The sequence below is a fragment of the Bizionia argentinensis JUB59 genome (assembly GCF_000224335.1).
GTDB lineage: Bacteria > Bacteroidota > Bacteroidia > Flavobacteriales > Flavobacteriaceae > Algorimicrobium > Algorimicrobium argentinense.
The window spans coordinates 18,407-32,882 of sequence record NZ_AFXZ01000029.1 but is presented as its reverse complement, the minus strand read 5'-3'; the positions used below and the strand labels follow the sequence as shown (position 1 = coordinate 32,882).

At 33.8% G+C, this 14,476-nt stretch carries 19 protein-coding genes; 9 read left to right on the top strand and 10 right to left on the bottom strand.

Translation table 11 applies throughout. The features are described from left to right. Nucleotides 1–291: 291 nt before the first annotated feature. A complete protein-coding gene (locus tag BZARG_RS08400; RefSeq protein ID WP_040288269.1) occupies nt 292–915 on the top strand; it encodes a hypothetical protein in 624 nt (207 codons plus the stop codon). 304 nt (nt 916–1,219) lie between these two features. On the opposite strand, the gene BZARG_RS08395 is transcribed toward BZARG_RS08400, so the two are convergent. Then, the gene (locus BZARG_RS08395) at nt 1,220–1,633 is read right to left on the bottom strand and encodes a YeeE/YedE family protein (protein ID WP_008637309.1); all 414 of its coding nucleotides are present in this window, start codon (nt 1,631–1,633) and stop codon (nt 1,220–1,222) included. A 3-nt stretch (nt 1,634–1,636) separates the two neighbouring features. After that, complete coding sequence (locus BZARG_RS08390) at nt 1,637–2,194, bottom strand: YeeE/YedE family protein (RefSeq protein WP_008637347.1); 558 nt, start codon at nt 2,192–2,194, stop codon at nt 1,637–1,639. 149 nt (nt 2,195–2,343) lie between these two features. Here BZARG_RS08390 and BZARG_RS08385 point away from each other — a divergent pair, with 149 nt between their 5' ends. Further along, nucleotides 2,344–3,222 (top strand): sterol desaturase family protein, encoded by an 879-nt coding sequence (locus BZARG_RS08385; protein WP_008637254.1) that lies wholly within the window; start codon nt 2,344–2,346, stop codon nt 3,220–3,222. Between the two features lie 197 nt (nt 3,223–3,419). Here BZARG_RS08385 and BZARG_RS08380 read toward each other — a convergent pair whose 3' ends face one another. The 8 genes from BZARG_RS08380 to BZARG_RS08345 form a co-directional block, all read right to left on the bottom strand. Next, a complete protein-coding gene (locus BZARG_RS08380; protein ID WP_040288298.1) occupies nt 3,420–4,004 on the bottom strand; it encodes a methyltransferase domain-containing protein in 585 nt (194 codons plus the stop codon). A 4-nt stretch (nt 4,005–4,008) separates the two neighbouring features. Then, the gene (gene trxA, locus BZARG_RS08375; RefSeq protein ID WP_040288268.1) at nt 4,009–4,305 is read right to left on the bottom strand and encodes a thioredoxin; all 297 of its coding nucleotides are present in this window, start codon (nt 4,303–4,305) and stop codon (nt 4,009–4,011) included. Nucleotides 4,306–4,481: 176 nt separating this feature from the next. Further along, nucleotides 4,482–5,501, bottom strand: coding sequence for a Tll0287-like domain-containing protein (locus BZARG_RS08370; RefSeq protein ID WP_008637335.1), 1,020 nt, complete (start codon nt 5,499–5,501; stop codon nt 4,482–4,484). Then, nucleotides 5,491–5,769 (bottom strand): heavy-metal-associated domain-containing protein, encoded by a 279-nt coding sequence (locus BZARG_RS08365; RefSeq protein WP_008637323.1) that lies wholly within the window; start codon nt 5,767–5,769, stop codon nt 5,491–5,493. Before BZARG_RS08365 ends, BZARG_RS08370 begins: the two co-directional genes overlap by 11 nt. Before the next feature lie 118 nt (nt 5,770–5,887). Beyond that, nucleotides 5,888–6,223 (bottom strand): rhodanese-like domain-containing protein, encoded by a 336-nt coding sequence (locus tag BZARG_RS08360; RefSeq protein WP_008637362.1) that lies wholly within the window; start codon nt 6,221–6,223, stop codon nt 5,888–5,890. A gap of 120 nt (nt 6,224–6,343) precedes the next feature. Continuing rightward, complete coding sequence (locus BZARG_RS08355; protein ID WP_008637266.1) at nt 6,344–7,756, bottom strand: MBL fold metallo-hydrolase; 1,413 nt, start codon at nt 7,754–7,756, stop codon at nt 6,344–6,346. A 71-nt stretch (nt 7,757–7,827) separates the two neighbouring features. After that, nucleotides 7,828–8,640 (bottom strand): sulfite exporter TauE/SafE family protein, encoded by an 813-nt coding sequence (locus BZARG_RS08350; protein ID WP_008637246.1) that lies wholly within the window; start codon nt 8,638–8,640, stop codon nt 7,828–7,830. A 76-nt stretch (nt 8,641–8,716) separates the two neighbouring features. Beyond that, on the bottom strand, nt 8,717–9,349 hold the full coding sequence (locus BZARG_RS08345) for a Crp/Fnr family transcriptional regulator (protein ID WP_008637345.1): 633 nt from the start codon (nt 9,347–9,349) through the stop codon (nt 8,717–8,719). A gap of 149 nt (nt 9,350–9,498) precedes the next feature. On the opposite strand from BZARG_RS08345, the gene BZARG_RS08340 reads away from it, so the two are divergent. The 7 genes from BZARG_RS08340 to BZARG_RS08310 are packed head-to-tail and all read left to right on the top strand — an operon-like array spanning nt 9,499 to nt 14,392. After that, a complete protein-coding gene (locus tag BZARG_RS08340; RefSeq protein WP_008637280.1) occupies nt 9,499–9,834 on the top strand; it encodes an arsenosugar biosynthesis-associated peroxidase-like protein in 336 nt (111 codons plus the stop codon). A gap of 7 nt (nt 9,835–9,841) precedes the next feature. Then, nucleotides 9,842–10,897, top strand: coding sequence for an arsenosugar biosynthesis radical SAM (seleno)protein ArsS (gene arsS, locus BZARG_RS08335; protein ID WP_008637299.1), 1,056 nt, complete (start codon nt 9,842–9,844; stop codon nt 10,895–10,897). Between the two features lie 19 nt (nt 10,898–10,916). Then, entirely contained in the window at nt 10,917–11,417 is a 501-nt protein-coding gene (locus BZARG_RS08330; protein ID WP_008637247.1) for a rhodanese-like domain-containing protein, read from the top strand. 12 nt (nt 11,418–11,429) lie between these two features. Next, a complete protein-coding gene (locus BZARG_RS08325) occupies nt 11,430–12,095 on the top strand; it encodes a TIGR04282 family arsenosugar biosynthesis glycosyltransferase (protein ID WP_008637412.1) in 666 nt (221 codons plus the stop codon). A 3-nt stretch (nt 12,096–12,098) separates the two neighbouring features. Continuing rightward, complete coding sequence (locus tag BZARG_RS08320) at nt 12,099–12,911, top strand: purine-nucleoside phosphorylase (RefSeq protein WP_008637315.1); 813 nt, start codon at nt 12,099–12,101, stop codon at nt 12,909–12,911. 43 nt (nt 12,912–12,954) lie between these two features. Next, nucleotides 12,955–13,659, top strand: a complete 705-nt coding sequence (locus BZARG_RS08315; RefSeq protein WP_008637364.1) for a DUF547 domain-containing protein — start codon at nt 12,955–12,957, stop codon at nt 13,657–13,659. After that, entirely contained in the window at nt 13,652–14,392 is a 741-nt protein-coding gene (locus tag BZARG_RS08310) for a TIGR04283 family arsenosugar biosynthesis glycosyltransferase (protein WP_008637270.1), read from the top strand. The genes BZARG_RS08315 and BZARG_RS08310 overlap by 8 nt, the downstream gene beginning before the upstream one ends. Nucleotides 14,393–14,476 lie beyond the last annotated feature (84 nt).

Sequence of the window (14,476 nt, the reverse complement as noted above, 5' to 3'; positions counted from 1 at the left end):
CTATTATTTGTATTTTTCGACACACCAAGTGATTGATTAAAAAAATCAAGCAGCATCCTTAGAGCCCTTAACCAAAGAATAAAAAGAAAATTAGATTTAGTTTGAAAAAGAAAATCTAACAGCCCGAACTTTCTCGATTAAAAGGCTTCCTTTCGCATAAAAAAACTAAAATATCAGTTTTTGGTTTATAAGTTTTTAAGGATAATTCTATTATAATAAAATTTTTTATTACATTTCGTCATATGTTTATGCATTTCGTCCTAGAACTATTATTTAATCAACCCTTTTATCATGAAAAAAACTACAATTAATTTTCTATCCTTATTATTTCTTATTACAATTTGTTTCACTTCCTGCAAATCTGACAAAGAATTCATATCTCAAAATTCAGAAGAAAATAGAGATATGATTATTCAAGCTAAATTGGAAAATAGCATGAAGTCTAAATTACAATATCCAGAAAGCTATAAGTTTACACAGCTTAAGTTAAGAGATTCTGTATTATACAGTGATAACATAAAGGATATTAAGCAATCTTATCAGCGAATTTTAGACGGAAATAAATCAAGTTTAGAGAGACAAGAAGCCTATAAAAATGAAGGATCTTCAAAATTCAGCAAAGTGAGTGTGGCAGAACTACAATCTGCAATTGCTAAAAACGAAAAAATATTGGTTGAAATTGACAAGATATCAAGCGATTTAGGTAATAAAATTAATCAAGCAGCATCTTACACGTATGAATACGCTTTTAACTCCAAAAACATTTCAGGCAACGATGCTTCTTATGATTATATTGTGCAGACAAGCTCTGCTCCGGACTATAAATTACTAAATATGACGGATAAAGAAGAAATGCTTATAAAAACTCCAAATGACTTTCCTGGCTATAAGGAAATGTTAACGACATTAAAATAAGCAACATATTAAAATTCATTTCAAAACTGCTATGAAAAATCATAGCAGTTTTTTGTTGTAATTTTTCTAGGTTACATTTATCTCCGTTTTCTAGAGCGACTATAAATAATGTTGTCCAAGATCCTAGCAGGCTATTAATTCCGACGCGAATACCTGACTAAAATCCTTAGAGCTAAATTTTTATAGCCTCACCCACTTTCGATCCTAATTAAAGAATACTATTTAGTTCGATAAATTTAGACTATTCCAAAAAATCTGGGCTAGTAAAAGTATTTATTAAAAAGTACAATAAAGGTTTTACAACTTAATGTGGCAACTTATCCTTCAATAAGCCATAAACATAAGTTCCTAAAATAGCAGAACCTATAACAACCAAAATTGGCCAATAACCAGCGCCAATTAAAACATATATTGGCCCCGGACAAGCTCCTGCCAATGCCCAACCTAAACCGAATAACGTACCGCCAATTATATATCGCTTAAAGCTTTTTTCTTTAGGACTAAACTGAATTTGATTTCCGTAAAAGGATTTTAATTTAAAACGTTTCATTAAAAACGTCATTAATGTAGCAAGACCTAAAGCTACTCCAATAATTCCATACATATGAAATGCTTGAAATTGAAACATCTCAAAAATTCGAAACCAAGAAGCGGCTTCCGATTTAAACATTGTGATTCCAAAAACCACACCGATTATTAAATATATACCTGTTCTCATTGTTTAAAAAATTAAAGGAAATAATAAGTGAACCATAACCAAGCCGCCTAAAAAGAAACCAATTACGGCAATTAAGGATGGTAATTGTAAGTTACTCAATCCGGAAATAGCGTGTCCTGATGTACATCCACCGGCATAACGCGCTCCAAATCCAACTAAAAAACCTCCAATAATTAAAATGAGTAAACCTTTCCCACTTGAAAAGACGTCTTTACCAAAAAGCTCGGTTGGCATATAAGCGGTTCCTGCACTTTCAAAACCTAAAGCTTGCAAATCTGTAATGGTTTGCTCGCTAATAGCAACCGCGTCGTTAGGCGTTAAAAATTCTGAAGCAATAAATCCGCCAATTATAGCGCCAATTACAACAACTAAATTCCAACGTTGCGACTTCCAATCGAAATTAAAAAAAGGGGTTCGTTTTCCGGCTCCTGCCATACTACAAAGTGTGCGTAAATTGGACGACATTCCAAAGCGTTTATCTACCATAAGCAGTAAAAACATTACGAATGCAATCATAAAGCCAGAAAAATACCATGGCCAAGGTTCTAGGAGAAATGACATGTTTGTGTTTATTTTTGTTGCAAAGAAACAGATAATAAACATAGAAACTAAATCCTTTGTAACTTTCGTTACTGACTTTAAACCTTAACAAAACTATCTTTGTAAACATTTGCAATTTCTTCATTAACTTTGCAAAACAATAAACTGCTATGTGGGAATATATTAACGCTTTTAAAGAATCCTTTATTGGTACTCTTGATTGGACTTGGAAATCGATAATTTTCGAGGTGCCTTGGTTTACCAATTATTTCTGGGGACTTATTGCTATTTCTTTTATTGTTTGGGGATTAGAAATCCTATTCCCATGGCGAAAGAACCAAGCTGTTTTTAGAAAAGACTTCTGGTTGGACGCATTTTATATGTTTTTCAACTTCTTTATTTTCGCCATTGTTATTAGTGGTGTGTATCGCTTAATGGAAGTTGCTTTTAACGATTTCGGTATTTCCATGACTAGTCTAGCAATAGTAGATATGAGCGCTTGGCCTATGTGGTTACAGCTGCTTGTTTTCTTTATAGTTTTAGATTTTGTGCAATGGTTTACCCACGTTTTACTGCATCGTTACCCTGTGCTTTGGCGTTTTCACCAAGTACATCATAGCGTGAAAGAAATGGGCTTTGCTGCGCATTTGCGTTACCATTGGATGGAGAACATACTATACAAACCACTTAAAATTTTTGGGGTGATGATTCTTGGAGGCTTTGAACCTGAACAAGCTTATATTGTTCACTTTATTGCTATTTCCATCGGACATTTTAACCATTCTAATATTAAAATCACCTACGGACCATTAAAATATATTTTCAATAATCCAGTAATGCATTTATACCATCACGCGTATAATTTACCAGAAGGGAAACAATACGGTATGAATTACGGCATTAGTTTAAGTCTTTGGGATTATATATTCAAAACAGATTATATTCCTGAAGAAAGCGGCACCATTACTTTAGGCTACGAAGGCGATGAGTGGATGCCTAAAACCTTCTGGGGACAAATGAAATATGGTTTCTTCGGAAAAAAGAAGTAAAAACTAAATCACTATAGAATTTTATTTTTTAAACGAGCGAAGAGCTTGGTTAATTTGTAAAATGAATAGTGTAATTCTCACATGTATTTTCAGAGCACGATTAAATTCGTGAGTATTCGTGTCAAACCTTTTTAGCAAACAACCCGTGTCTAAAAGCAATACAGTGTTCAAAATTATAAAATAGCAATCTAAAACCCTTACTTTTTAATAAGTTTAATAAACAGCTCACTATCTTTCCTACTTTCCATAGAGTTATAACTCGGTTCAAAAATAGCCATATTAAAATACAGTTTAAAATAAGTGATGTATTCTGCTTTAGAACCTCCAAATGGTGGTTTATCCGTATTTAAAGCCGCATCAAACATGACACCAACTAACTTTCCTTGGGGTTTTAGTAAGCTGTGAATCTTTTTAGCATAACCACTCCGAAGTTCAGGATTTAAAGCGCAAAAGAAGGTTTGTTCAATAATTAAATCGAATGTTTTGGATGACATATCAAAGACATTTGTATGCAGCAAGTTTTCAGAAGGAAAGCTAGGAACACGTGCTTTAAAATTATCTAAAGCGGTTTGTGATAAATCGGCGATAAAGACATTCTGAAACCCATTTTTAAACAAATATTCGGCTTCATAAGAATTACCAGCACCTGGAATTAATATTTTTAGCGATGTATCTTCTAACTGATCAAAATAGTCTTTTAATGGCGACGAAATTTCGCCTAAATCCCAACCCGTATCCTTATTTTGATAACGTCCATCCCAAAACGATTCTGATAAATCCATCATTTTAAACATGTGATTTAATTAGGGAAATCAAATCGCGTTTAGAAGATAATCCAGATTGGCGCCATAACTGCTTTCCGCTTTTATACAGAATAAGCGTTGGCACACCACGAACTTTAAATTGCGCTGCTAACTGTTGATTTTTATCCACGTCAATTTTCAAAATGGTAACGCCTTCACCAAATTCATCTTTCACTTCTTTTAAAATAGGACTCATGGTTTTACATGGGCCACACCATTCAGCAAAAAAATCAACTAAGACTGGCTTATCCTTATTTATTATACTCGAAAAATTACTCATAATTATCTGTTTTAATAACTATTAATGTTTTGTTGAAATTTAAGAATACTACATATACTGGATTTCAAATACGTACCATATAGATATCATGATTGACATAATCTATTTGGTGCTTTAGAAAACCTCTTGAAACATGCCAAAACAGAATGATAAATTAATTTCAAAATGACTCATAATTATCTATTTTTATCAAAAGAAATACTCCAAATACCACGAACTTCATTTTCCATATAACCAATAGCTTCATCTTTTGGATATAAGGCTTTAATACTTTTATAAACTTCAGGTTCTATCGTTTTACCATGACATTGTAAACACATGGTATTGGTAACAATTGGATAGTAAAACTTAACCAAATCATCGGTTTCTTCAACTATAGCTTGTGGCTCCCTATTTGCAGCCACAGACGCTTTAAATTTTTCAATATGCTCAAGTTCCTGACTATTTGCTCGATTATCTGGATTTCTTGGTTTATCTGAAACACGCTTTATATTGGCTTGATGTGCAACAGCCATACTATCCGTTAGCGGATAAGCGGCTACATTACAAAACTCAACAGCTGCTAAAGTGCCTTTCTTTTGAATGGTTTGCATTAAATTTTTACCCAATTGTGCCTTCGTACTCATGGCGTATTTTAAACCTATTTCTTCATAGGTCATTGCAGAATCCCATAAAGAAGCCCGCTGTTGATTCATTCTTTGCTTTCCAGCACCGTTCATTTTACCGCGACCTTTCCCTCTACCTTTGTCTCCTTGTTCTTTTACATGGTCATCAAACCATTCCGGTTGTTCCACATCATAATCGTATAAATAATCGGCAATTTGCGCTACTGTTTTCTCTGGATACTGTGCTTTTGGCATAACACCAAATCGCTTAACTGCACCGCGCATTCTGGAATCAGCTTCATTAGGATTTTTAACATAACTTTGAATGTCGCTAATAAAGTCGGCTTTACTAATACCATCATTTAGATAATGTCTTTTAATAGCTACCATTGGCGGCGCAATACGGTCGTCATGGCTCGCTGTTGGACTATGGCATACGTAACAATTAACTTCCATGAGTTTTTTTCCTGGATGCTCCTGTTGCTTATTGATTGCTACGGTATCAACATAATCAGATTTCTTTTCATTGTTATTTTTACAACTAACAACCAGCAAGAATGCGAAACTTAAAATTGTCCATTTAAGATTCATTGGTCGCCATTTTTCCGGTTGCACAACTAATAAAAGATTTAGCCTTACTTATTACTGAATTGACTGTATCTGCTTCAGGATAACCCAAAGACTTTAATTTTTGTTTAGCTGCTACTAATGCATCTTCTGTTGTATAGTTGAAAGTAACTTCGCTTGTTTCTACTATTACAGATACGTTTTCAATACCAGCAACGCTTGCTAATTTAGTTGTAACTGTATTTGAGCAACCACCACATTTTAAGTTCTGTATTTCTAATGTTATTTTCATGTGTTTATATTTATTTGTTTTTGATTGTCACATGCTTTTCGCTACCTGCCTGCCGGCAGGCAGGTTAATCATTCCCTAGGGCGATAATACTTTTAGCATGCTCGTTTCATAATATTTCTTATTTCCAGTTATTATAACCTCCTTTTAAATCATAAATTTCTGTAAACCCCATAGTGACTAATTTGTTGGAAGCCTTTTTACTTCTTGCGCCACTACGACAGTATAAGTATACAGGTTTTTCTTTGCTTAATTTCTCGAATTTATCAGCAAATGATCCCGTAAAGAAATCAATATTTTTCGCGTTTTTAATGTGTCCCGAATTAAATTCGCCAGGCGTTCTCACATCAGCCAATTGAACCTTTCCTTTTCCTATTTGGGCTTTAAATTCTTCTGCCGATAAAACTTTAACTGCGGAATTTTGAGCTGTCCCGAATAGCATAGATAATAATGACATAATTTTAATTGTTTTTAATTTACTATAAATTTACATCGATAATTTAACCTTATACGTAACATTTGTTACTAAAAAAGAGTGACTTTCGCCACTCTTTTCAATATACTAAAATTATAATAATTATTTCAATGTCGATGGGCAAACGAAATCTGTTACTGGAATTCCAGCGTCTTTAATAGCTGAAAAACCACCAGCAACATCGACTAAATTATGTATACCGCGACTCTTTAAAATAGAGGCTGCAATAACACTTCGGTAACCACCAGCGCAATGCACATAGAAGTTTTCTTTAGTTGGAAACTCGCTTAAATGACTGTTCAAAAAATCTAATGAGGTTAAACTCGCCCCTTCTATATGAGCGGCCGTAAATTCACTTTCTTTTCTAACATCGAAAACCGGAATATTATCTGTGTCTAAAAGTGTTTTAAACTCGGTGGCTGGAATAGATTTGATAGAATCCGTATCTTTTCCTGCCGCTTTCCATGCGTCAAAACCACCTTTTAGATATCCAATCGTATAATCGAATCCAACGCGAGATAAACGTGTAATCGTTTCTTCCTCGCGACCTTCAGGAGCAATTAATAAAATAGGCTGTTTGACATCGGCAATTAAGGCACCAACCCAAGGAGCAAATCCGCCATCAATACCAATAAAAATAGAGCGTGGAATATGACCTTTTACAAAATTATCTTGATGACGAACATCTAACATAACAGCTTCAGTTTCATTAGCTGCTGCTTCAAAAGCATCTGGTGACAAGGCTTGCGTACCGCGTTCTAAAACCACGTCAATATCGTCATAACCTTCTTTGTTCATCTGCACATTCAAAGGAAAATACTTTGGTGGTGGTGCTAAACCATCCGTTACTTCTTGTATAAATTCTTCTTTCGTCATGTCAGCTCTTAACGCATAATTAGTTTTCTTCTGATCACCAATACTCCCAACGGTTTCTTTACTTAAATTTTTACCACAAGCAGATCCGGCACCGTGTGCTGGATATACTATAACATCATCGGCAAGGGTCATGATTTTAGTTCGTAAGCTTTCATATAAAATTCCTGCTAATTCTTCTTGCGTCATACTAGCTGCTTTTTGCGCTAAATCTGGTCGACCTACATCCCCTAAAAATAAGGTATCGCCACTAAAAATAGCATAATCCTTACCATTTTTATCTTTTAATAAATAGGTTGTACTTTCCATAGTATGCCCTGGCGTGTGCAAAGCGGTTATGGTAATATCTCCTAATTTAAATACTTGATTATCTTCTGCTATAACAGCATCGAAACTCGTTTTAGCTGTAGGACCAAAAACGATATCGGCACCTGTTTGTTTAGCTAATGTTACGTGTCCACTTACAAAATCGGCATGAAAATGCGTTTCAAAAATATATTTGATTTTCGCGTTGTCTTTCTTCGCTCGATCTATGTAAGGTTTAACTTCACGCAGTGGGTCAATGATTGCCACTTCGCCTTGACTCTCGATGTAATACGCACCTTGTGCTAAACAACCGGTGTATATCTGTTCTATTTTCATAACTATTCCGTTTTACGTTTTAATATATTTTCAAAATTACAAATAACTATTGATATGGCGGGTAACCAAAGTTACAATAGGCTTTTGCTTAAAATTTCCAAGTAAAATATAAAGAAAGCTAGAACAAAGACAAAATAACCAAAGCCTTTTCTAATTTTTCTCACATTGACAAAATCGTTTAGATAAATGCCTATAAAAACCCCGATTACTGAAATTGATGTGAAGCTTGCCAGAAATTTCCAATCGATAATCATCGTCATAACATCGCCTATAAAAAAGCCAAATAAAGCATTCATAGCAATAACAATAAAGGACGTTGCAACCGCTACTTTTATTTGAATATTAGCCAACATTACTAATGCTGGAATAATTAAGAAACTTCCGCCTACTCCAAATAATCCGGTAATTCCACCAATTAAAAATCCTTGTATAAGAATACCTTTGTAATTATAACTAACCAGCGTACAATAAGATGTTTCATTGCGTTCTTTCCATATAGAAAAAGCTGCAGGAATCATTAAAATTGAAAATATGCCAAAAATAAGCATGCGTGTAGTAAATTTATAATCGGTGATTGTGAACATTATTACGGGAAGTGCAGGAATAAGATAACGTCTGACTAATATACTACCAATTATTGCTGGCAGACCAAAAAAAATGGCTGTTCGCCAATCCACCAAGCCTTTTCTGTTTTGCTGTAAACCAGTAATTAATGAAGTAATTCCTACAATAAACAAGGCATAAGCCGTGGTAACCTTCTCATTGAATAAGAATAAGTATGCTAAAACTGGAACGGCCAATATAAATCCGCCAACTCCAATTAACCCAATAAAAACACCCAAAAATAACGCGCTTAAATATCCTAAAATTTCAAATAGTTCCATAATATAGTTTTCGAATATTAATTGCCAAAATAGAGTTTAAATTTCTTTTAGACAGTATCGAAAGCTACATAGCGTTTTAATCTAAATGAAGAATAATATGATTTCGGTTTAATTGAACTTTGCCCATGTTTTCTAATTTTTTCAGTAATCTAGAAATTACCACACGCGAAGTATTTAGCTCATAAGCGATTTCTTGATGCGTACTATAAATAACATGATCTTCAGAAACACGCGCTTTTTCATTAAGATATTTTAGCAAGCGGGCATCCATTTTTAAAAAGGCAATACTATCAATAGTATCCAGCATTTCGTTCAGGCGACTATGATAGCTTTCAAAGACAAAATTTCGCCAACTTTTATATTTACCAGACCATTCTTCCATCTTTTCAATAGGAATCATAATCAGTCTTGCGTCCGTTTCGGCAATGGCTCTAATTTCACTTTTTGTACGACCCAAACAACATGTTAATGTCATAGCACAAGTATCGCCTTTTTCTAAAAAATAGAGCAACAACTCATCACCATCATCATCTTGGCGTAAAATTTTAATAGCACCTGTAACTAGCAAAGGCATTGATTTAACATAAGACCCAATTTCAATAAGGGTTTCACCTTCGCGAACATCTTTTACAATACCAATCTGACTAATTTCATCGATTAACTCTTTCTCAAAAAACGGTGCATATTGTGCTGCTAAATCTTGGATCATAAATTAAAAGTTTCAGGTTGCAAGATAGTTATTTTTTAAATGGTGAATGTGGATGATATACCTATCCTTTTATGTAATCTTTGACTTATTTCTACGACATAAAACCGTATATTCATTTTTCACATAACTATTTATACATCCAATTTATCATGCAAAAAACATATTACGATCCCGCAGACCTTAAAAAATTTAGTAAAATATCTGAATGGAATGAAGAGCTAGGTGCTAAATTTTTTGATTATTACGGAAAGGTTTTTGAAGCAGGTGCTTTATCTGAACGTGAAAAATCGCTTATTGCATTAGCCGTATCTCATACTATTCAATGTCCTTATTGTATTGATGCGTACACAGGTGACGGATTGCAACGTGGTATAACCAAAGAAGAAATGATGGAAGCTTTGCATGTAGCCGCGGCTATTCGAGGTGGAGCATCTTTGGTTCATGGCGTTCAGATGATGAATAAAGTAAATAAATTAGATCAGTAAATAGTTTATGATTAAATCCTTAAAAAAACAAAAAAACGCATTAGCCGATAGTAAACGCCAATTAGAAATTTTATCTAATGGCATTTTTAAATCGGGTGAATTGCCAACGTTTAAAGATAAAATTTCTGAAAGTAATCAGTTTCCGCTTAAAGCGAAAAAGCTAGAAATTCTTCAAATAAATGTCGGATATATGTGTAATCAAGTTTGCACGCATTGCCATGTAGATGCCGGGCCTGACCGAAAGGAAATTATGACTCGGGAAACCATGTTGCAATGCTTGGAAGTAATAAAAAATACCGAAGCACATACCTTGGATTTAACAGGTGGCGCTCCTGAAATGAATCCCGATTTCCGTTGGTTTGTGGAAGAGGCGGCCAAGGTTGGCGTTAAAGATTTTATTGTACGATCCAACCTAACTATTATTCGTGCCAATAAAAAGTATTACGATTTACCTGAGTTCTTTAAAAAACATAATGTGCATGTGGTAAGTTCGATGCCACATTGGACTAAAGGGAAAACCGACAAACAACGGGGCGAAGGTGTTTTTGCTAAATCTATTAAAGCATTGCAAGAGTTAAATGCTGTTGGTTATGGTTTACCGGGCAGCAATTTACGCTTGGATTTGGTTTATAATCCGTCCGGTGCATTTTTACCAGGCAATCAAGCAGCCATGGAAAAAGACTTTAAAAAAGCACTTTTAGAAGACTTTGATATTCAGTTTCATAATTTATTCACAATTACAAATTTACCAATTGCACGCTTTTTAGACTATTTAATCGCTTCAGAAAATTATGAAGATTATATGTACAGTTTGGTGGAAGCCTATAATCCCGCTGCAGTAAAAAATGTAATGTGCACAAATACATTGTCAATTAGTTGGGACGGTTATTTATATGATTGTGATTTCAATCAAATGTTACAACTACCAGTTAATAGTTCTGTAAAACATATTTCCGAGTATAATAATGAATTATTAGAAGGTAGAAACATTATGATTTCTCAACATTGTTATGGCTGCACGGCAGGAGCAGGAAGCAGTTGTCAGGGAAGCGTTGTGGAATAGTTATTGAAAGAACACCAATATGAGAACATCCATTTTCTATATAGTTATATTTTTATCAAGCATTCAAATCAGTTTTGCGCAGGATTCATTAGATGGATTACTTAAACGTTATAACACAAACGAAATCCCTTATATTTCAGTTCATGAATTAGCCGTGCCTAAAACCGACTATAAAGTTTTAGATGCTCGTGAACCCAATGAATATAAAGTCAGTCATTTAAAGGATGCTATATTTGTAGGGCATGATCATTTTCAGCTAGAAAACGTATTAAAAGAAGTCTCAAATAAAAACGACACTATCGTGGTGTATTGTTCGTTAGGAGTCCGATCTGAAAACATTTCAAAAAAACTTAAAGAAGCTGGTTATACAGCTGTATATAATTTATATGGCGGTATTTTCGAATGGAAAAATAACGACTTCCCCGTTTATAATTTAAAAAACAAGGAAACAGATAGTGTCCATGCCTTTTCAAAAACGTGGGGCAAATGGTTACATAAAGGCAAAAAAGTTTATAATTAGAATTAATATTGAATGGGTATTTCAACAAATAACAATACCAATAGCGATTTAGATCAGGTTACAAATTTCTATTTTCCTACTTCTAAAAGTGCGCTGATTATTTTTACTAGAAATCCAGAATTAGGAAAGTGTAAAACCCGATTAGCCAAAACAATTGGCGATGAATCTGCTTTAGAAATCTATAAACACTTATTAAATCATACGGTTGAAATTGCTAAAAATGTTACAGCCGATCGCTATGTGTTTTATTCAGAAATGATTCAAGATAATGACATTTGGCATCCAGAATTCTTTAAGAAAAAAAGACAAGAAGGTTTAGATTTAGGTGAGCGTATGGAAAATGCCTTTTCCGAATTATTTCAATTAGGCTATGAAAAAGTGCTGATAATTGGTAGCGATTTATTAGATTTAAATGCCGAAATCGTTACTGAAGGATTTCAAAAATTAAACCAGCATAATTACGTTTTAGGTCCTGCCGAAGATGGTGGGTATTATCTTTTCGGAATGAAAAGATTGCATCCGAAAATATTCAAAAATAAAGATTGGGGAACTCAAACAGTTCGTGAAGCCACCTTAAACGATTTAAAAAATGAGACCGTTTATCTATTAAAAACATTAAATGATATTGACACCTTTGAAGATATGGAAGGTATTGAATCACTAAAAAAATACTATTAAAATATGCTTAAATACATTACAGAAACTGCGGATTACTTAATTAGTAAAGGTTTTGAAAGCCCTGAATTGGGTATTATTCTAGGAACAGGATTGGGGAAAATACTAGATGACATTGATATTATTGCTGAAGTAAGCTATAATCACATTCCAAATTTCCCAACAGCAACGGTAGAGTTTCACAAAGGTAAATTAATATACGGCACACTTTCCGGTAAAAAAGTAGTGGTTATGCAAGGCCGTTTTCATATTTATGAGGGTTATTCGCTTCAAGATGTTACGTACCCAGTTCGTGTTATGAAGCAGTTAGGTATTAAAACTCTATTAGTTTCAAATGCGTCTGGTGCCATTAATTCCAATTTTAAAAAAGGCGAATTGATGCTAATTGATGATCATATTAATTTGCAAGGCAGTTCGCCTCTAGCGTTTAGAGGTGTAGAACAACTGGGTGAGCGTTTTACCGACATGAGTGCACCTTACGATTTAGAAATCAATAAGAAATTTGAAACCATTGCCAAAGATAAAGGTATCACACTTCACAAAGGTGTTTATGCCAGTGTAGTTGGCCCACAATTGGAAACGCGTGCAGAATACCGAATGCTTAAAATTATTGGTGCAGATGCCGTTGGTATGAGTACGGTTCCTGAAATTATTGTCGCCAATCATTTAAATTTAAAGGTGGCTGCTGTTTCTGTTTTAACCGATGAATGTGATCCAGATAATTTAAAACCCGTCAACATTTCTGAAATTATTGCAATGGCTGGCAAAGCAGAACCACAAATGATTGCGCTATTTAAAGAGCTAATTAAAACACTCTAAGACGCTAATTTAAAGCCCGATATCAACATCCAAAATCTATATCATGAAAATCAAAATCATTATTTTTATTATTACTTTTGGTATGAGCATATCGGCTATTAGTCAAAACATAGACCACTCGGATTGGACAAACTTCCTCAAGAAACATGTTTCTAAAGAAGGAGCTGTCAATTATATAAGCATCAAAGCGAATGATGTTGAATTAAATAATTACCTCAACCAATTCATTAAAATTTCACCTAAAGATTCTTGGAGCAACAATGAAATATTAGCGTATTGGATTAATGCTTATAATGCTTTTACAGTCAAATTAATTATAGACAATTATCCTTTAAAAAGTATCAAAGACATTAAAAATCCTTGGGATCAGGAATTTATTCCTATTAACGGAAAATACATATCATTAAATTATATAGAACATGAAATTTTACGCAACATGAATGAACCACGCATTCATTTTGCCATTGTTTGCGCATCCACTTCTTGTCCGAAGTTGCAAAATGAAGCTTTTGTTTCTGAAAAACTGGATCAACAATTAACGGCTACAACTAAAGAGTTTTTAAATGATGCATCTAAAAATAACATTGAGAAAGATAAATTAGAACTTTCCAAAATCTTCAAATGGTTTTCTAAAGATTTTAAACAAAACTCCAGTTTAATCGATTTTCTAAACAGCTATTCTGAAATAACTATTCAATCAGATGCCAAAACAAAATACATGGATTACAGCTGGGAATTAAATGACTAATAGCATTTCCATTATTATCCCTATGCTCAACGAAGCCGAAAATATTGTTTCGGTTTTGAAGCATCTTATTATTAATTCATCTTCAAAAAATAGTGCAGAAATTATAATTGTGGATGGCGGAAGTTCGGATAATTCACAAGAATTGGTAATGGCATTTATATCAAGTCGCCCGCAAATAACTAAAAAGCCCTCATCCAATAACAAAAAGCTAATTCTTCTAAATTCCGAAAAAGGCCGCGCAAAACAAATGAATCTTGGCGCAAAACAAGCAACAGGAAATATTCTTTATTTTTTACATGCGGATTCATTTCCACCGAAACATTTTGATGATCTCATTATCAATGAAGTTTCAAAAGGAAATTTAGCGGGCTGTTTCCGACTCCAATTTAACAATAATCATTGGTGGCTTCGTCTGGCTGGTTGGCTAACTCAATTTTCATGGCGCGCTTGTCGTGGTGGCGATCAAAGTCAATTTATCACGAAAAAGCTCTTCTATGAAATAGGAGGTTTCAGTGAAGAATACGTCATCTATGAAGATAATATATTGATTAATGAATTGTATTCCAGAAAGCAATTTGTCGTTATTCCCTATAAAATTAAAACTTCTGCCAGACTTTATGAAAGACATGGTATTTGGACTTTACAATATCATTTCTGGACTATTTATGTTAAGAAATGGCTTGGCGCTTCGCCGGACGTACTCTACAAATATTACCAGAATCATATTTCTTAATTTCCTGATGCACTATTGGTTATATGTTAAAATTAAGATAAATCTTACTTAATAAAAATAAAAAAGACTGCTTTCATACGTTCG

Excerpts from the sequence above, each read along its gene's own strand:
- BZARG_RS08340 (WP_008637280.1), top strand. The coding sequence starts at position 9,499 with ATGCAAAAAACATATTACGATCCCGCAGACCTTAAAAAATTTAGTAAA.
- BZARG_RS08385 (WP_008637254.1), top strand. The coding sequence starts at position 2,344 with ATGTGGGAATATATTAACGCTTTTAAAGAATCCTTTATTGGTACTCTT.
- trxA (WP_040288268.1), bottom strand. The coding sequence starts at position 4,305 with ATGAGTAATTTTTCGAGTATAATAAATAAGGATAAGCCAGTCTTAGTT.
- BZARG_RS08370 (WP_008637335.1), bottom strand. The coding sequence starts at position 5,501 with ATGAATCTTAAATGGACAATTTTAAGTTTCGCATTCTTGCTGGTTGTT.
- BZARG_RS08315 (WP_008637364.1), top strand. The coding sequence starts at position 12,955 with ATGAAAATCAAAATCATTATTTTTATTATTACTTTTGGTATGAGCATA.
- BZARG_RS08345 (WP_008637345.1), bottom strand. The coding sequence starts at position 9,349 with ATGATCCAAGATTTAGCAGCACAATATGCACCGTTTTTTGAGAAAGAG.
- BZARG_RS08330 (WP_008637247.1), top strand. The coding sequence starts at position 10,917 with ATGAGAACATCCATTTTCTATATAGTTATATTTTTATCAAGCATTCAA.
- BZARG_RS08390 (WP_008637347.1), bottom strand. The coding sequence starts at position 2,194 with ATGTCATTTCTCCTAGAACCTTGGCCATGGTATTTTTCTGGCTTTATG.
- BZARG_RS08355 (WP_008637266.1), bottom strand. The coding sequence starts at position 7,756 with ATGAAAATAGAACAGATATACACCGGTTGTTTAGCACAAGGTGCGTAT.
- BZARG_RS08320 (WP_008637315.1), top strand. The coding sequence starts at position 12,099 with ATGCTTAAATACATTACAGAAACTGCGGATTACTTAATTAGTAAAGGT.
- BZARG_RS08395 (WP_008637309.1), bottom strand. The coding sequence starts at position 1,633 with ATGAGAACAGGTATATATTTAATAATCGGTGTGGTTTTTGGAATCACA.
- BZARG_RS08325 (WP_008637412.1), top strand. The coding sequence starts at position 11,430 with ATGGGTATTTCAACAAATAACAATACCAATAGCGATTTAGATCAGGTT.
- BZARG_RS08360 (WP_008637362.1), bottom strand. The coding sequence starts at position 6,223 with ATGTCATTATTATCTATGCTATTCGGGACAGCTCAAAATTCCGCAGTT.
- BZARG_RS08380 (WP_040288298.1), bottom strand. The coding sequence starts at position 4,004 with ATGGATTTATCAGAATCGTTTTGGGATGGACGTTATCAAAATAAGGAT.
- BZARG_RS08400 (WP_040288269.1), top strand. The coding sequence starts at position 292 with ATGAAAAAAACTACAATTAATTTTCTATCCTTATTATTTCTTATTACA.
- BZARG_RS08350 (WP_008637246.1), bottom strand. The coding sequence starts at position 8,640 with ATGGAACTATTTGAAATTTTAGGATATTTAAGCGCGTTATTTTTGGGT.
- BZARG_RS08365 (WP_008637323.1), bottom strand. The coding sequence starts at position 5,769 with ATGAAAATAACATTAGAAATACAGAACTTAAAATGTGGTGGTTGCTCA.
- arsS (WP_008637299.1), top strand. The coding sequence starts at position 9,842 with ATGATTAAATCCTTAAAAAAACAAAAAAACGCATTAGCCGATAGTAAA.
- BZARG_RS08310 (WP_008637270.1), top strand. The coding sequence starts at position 13,652 with ATGACTAATAGCATTTCCATTATTATCCCTATGCTCAACGAAGCCGAA.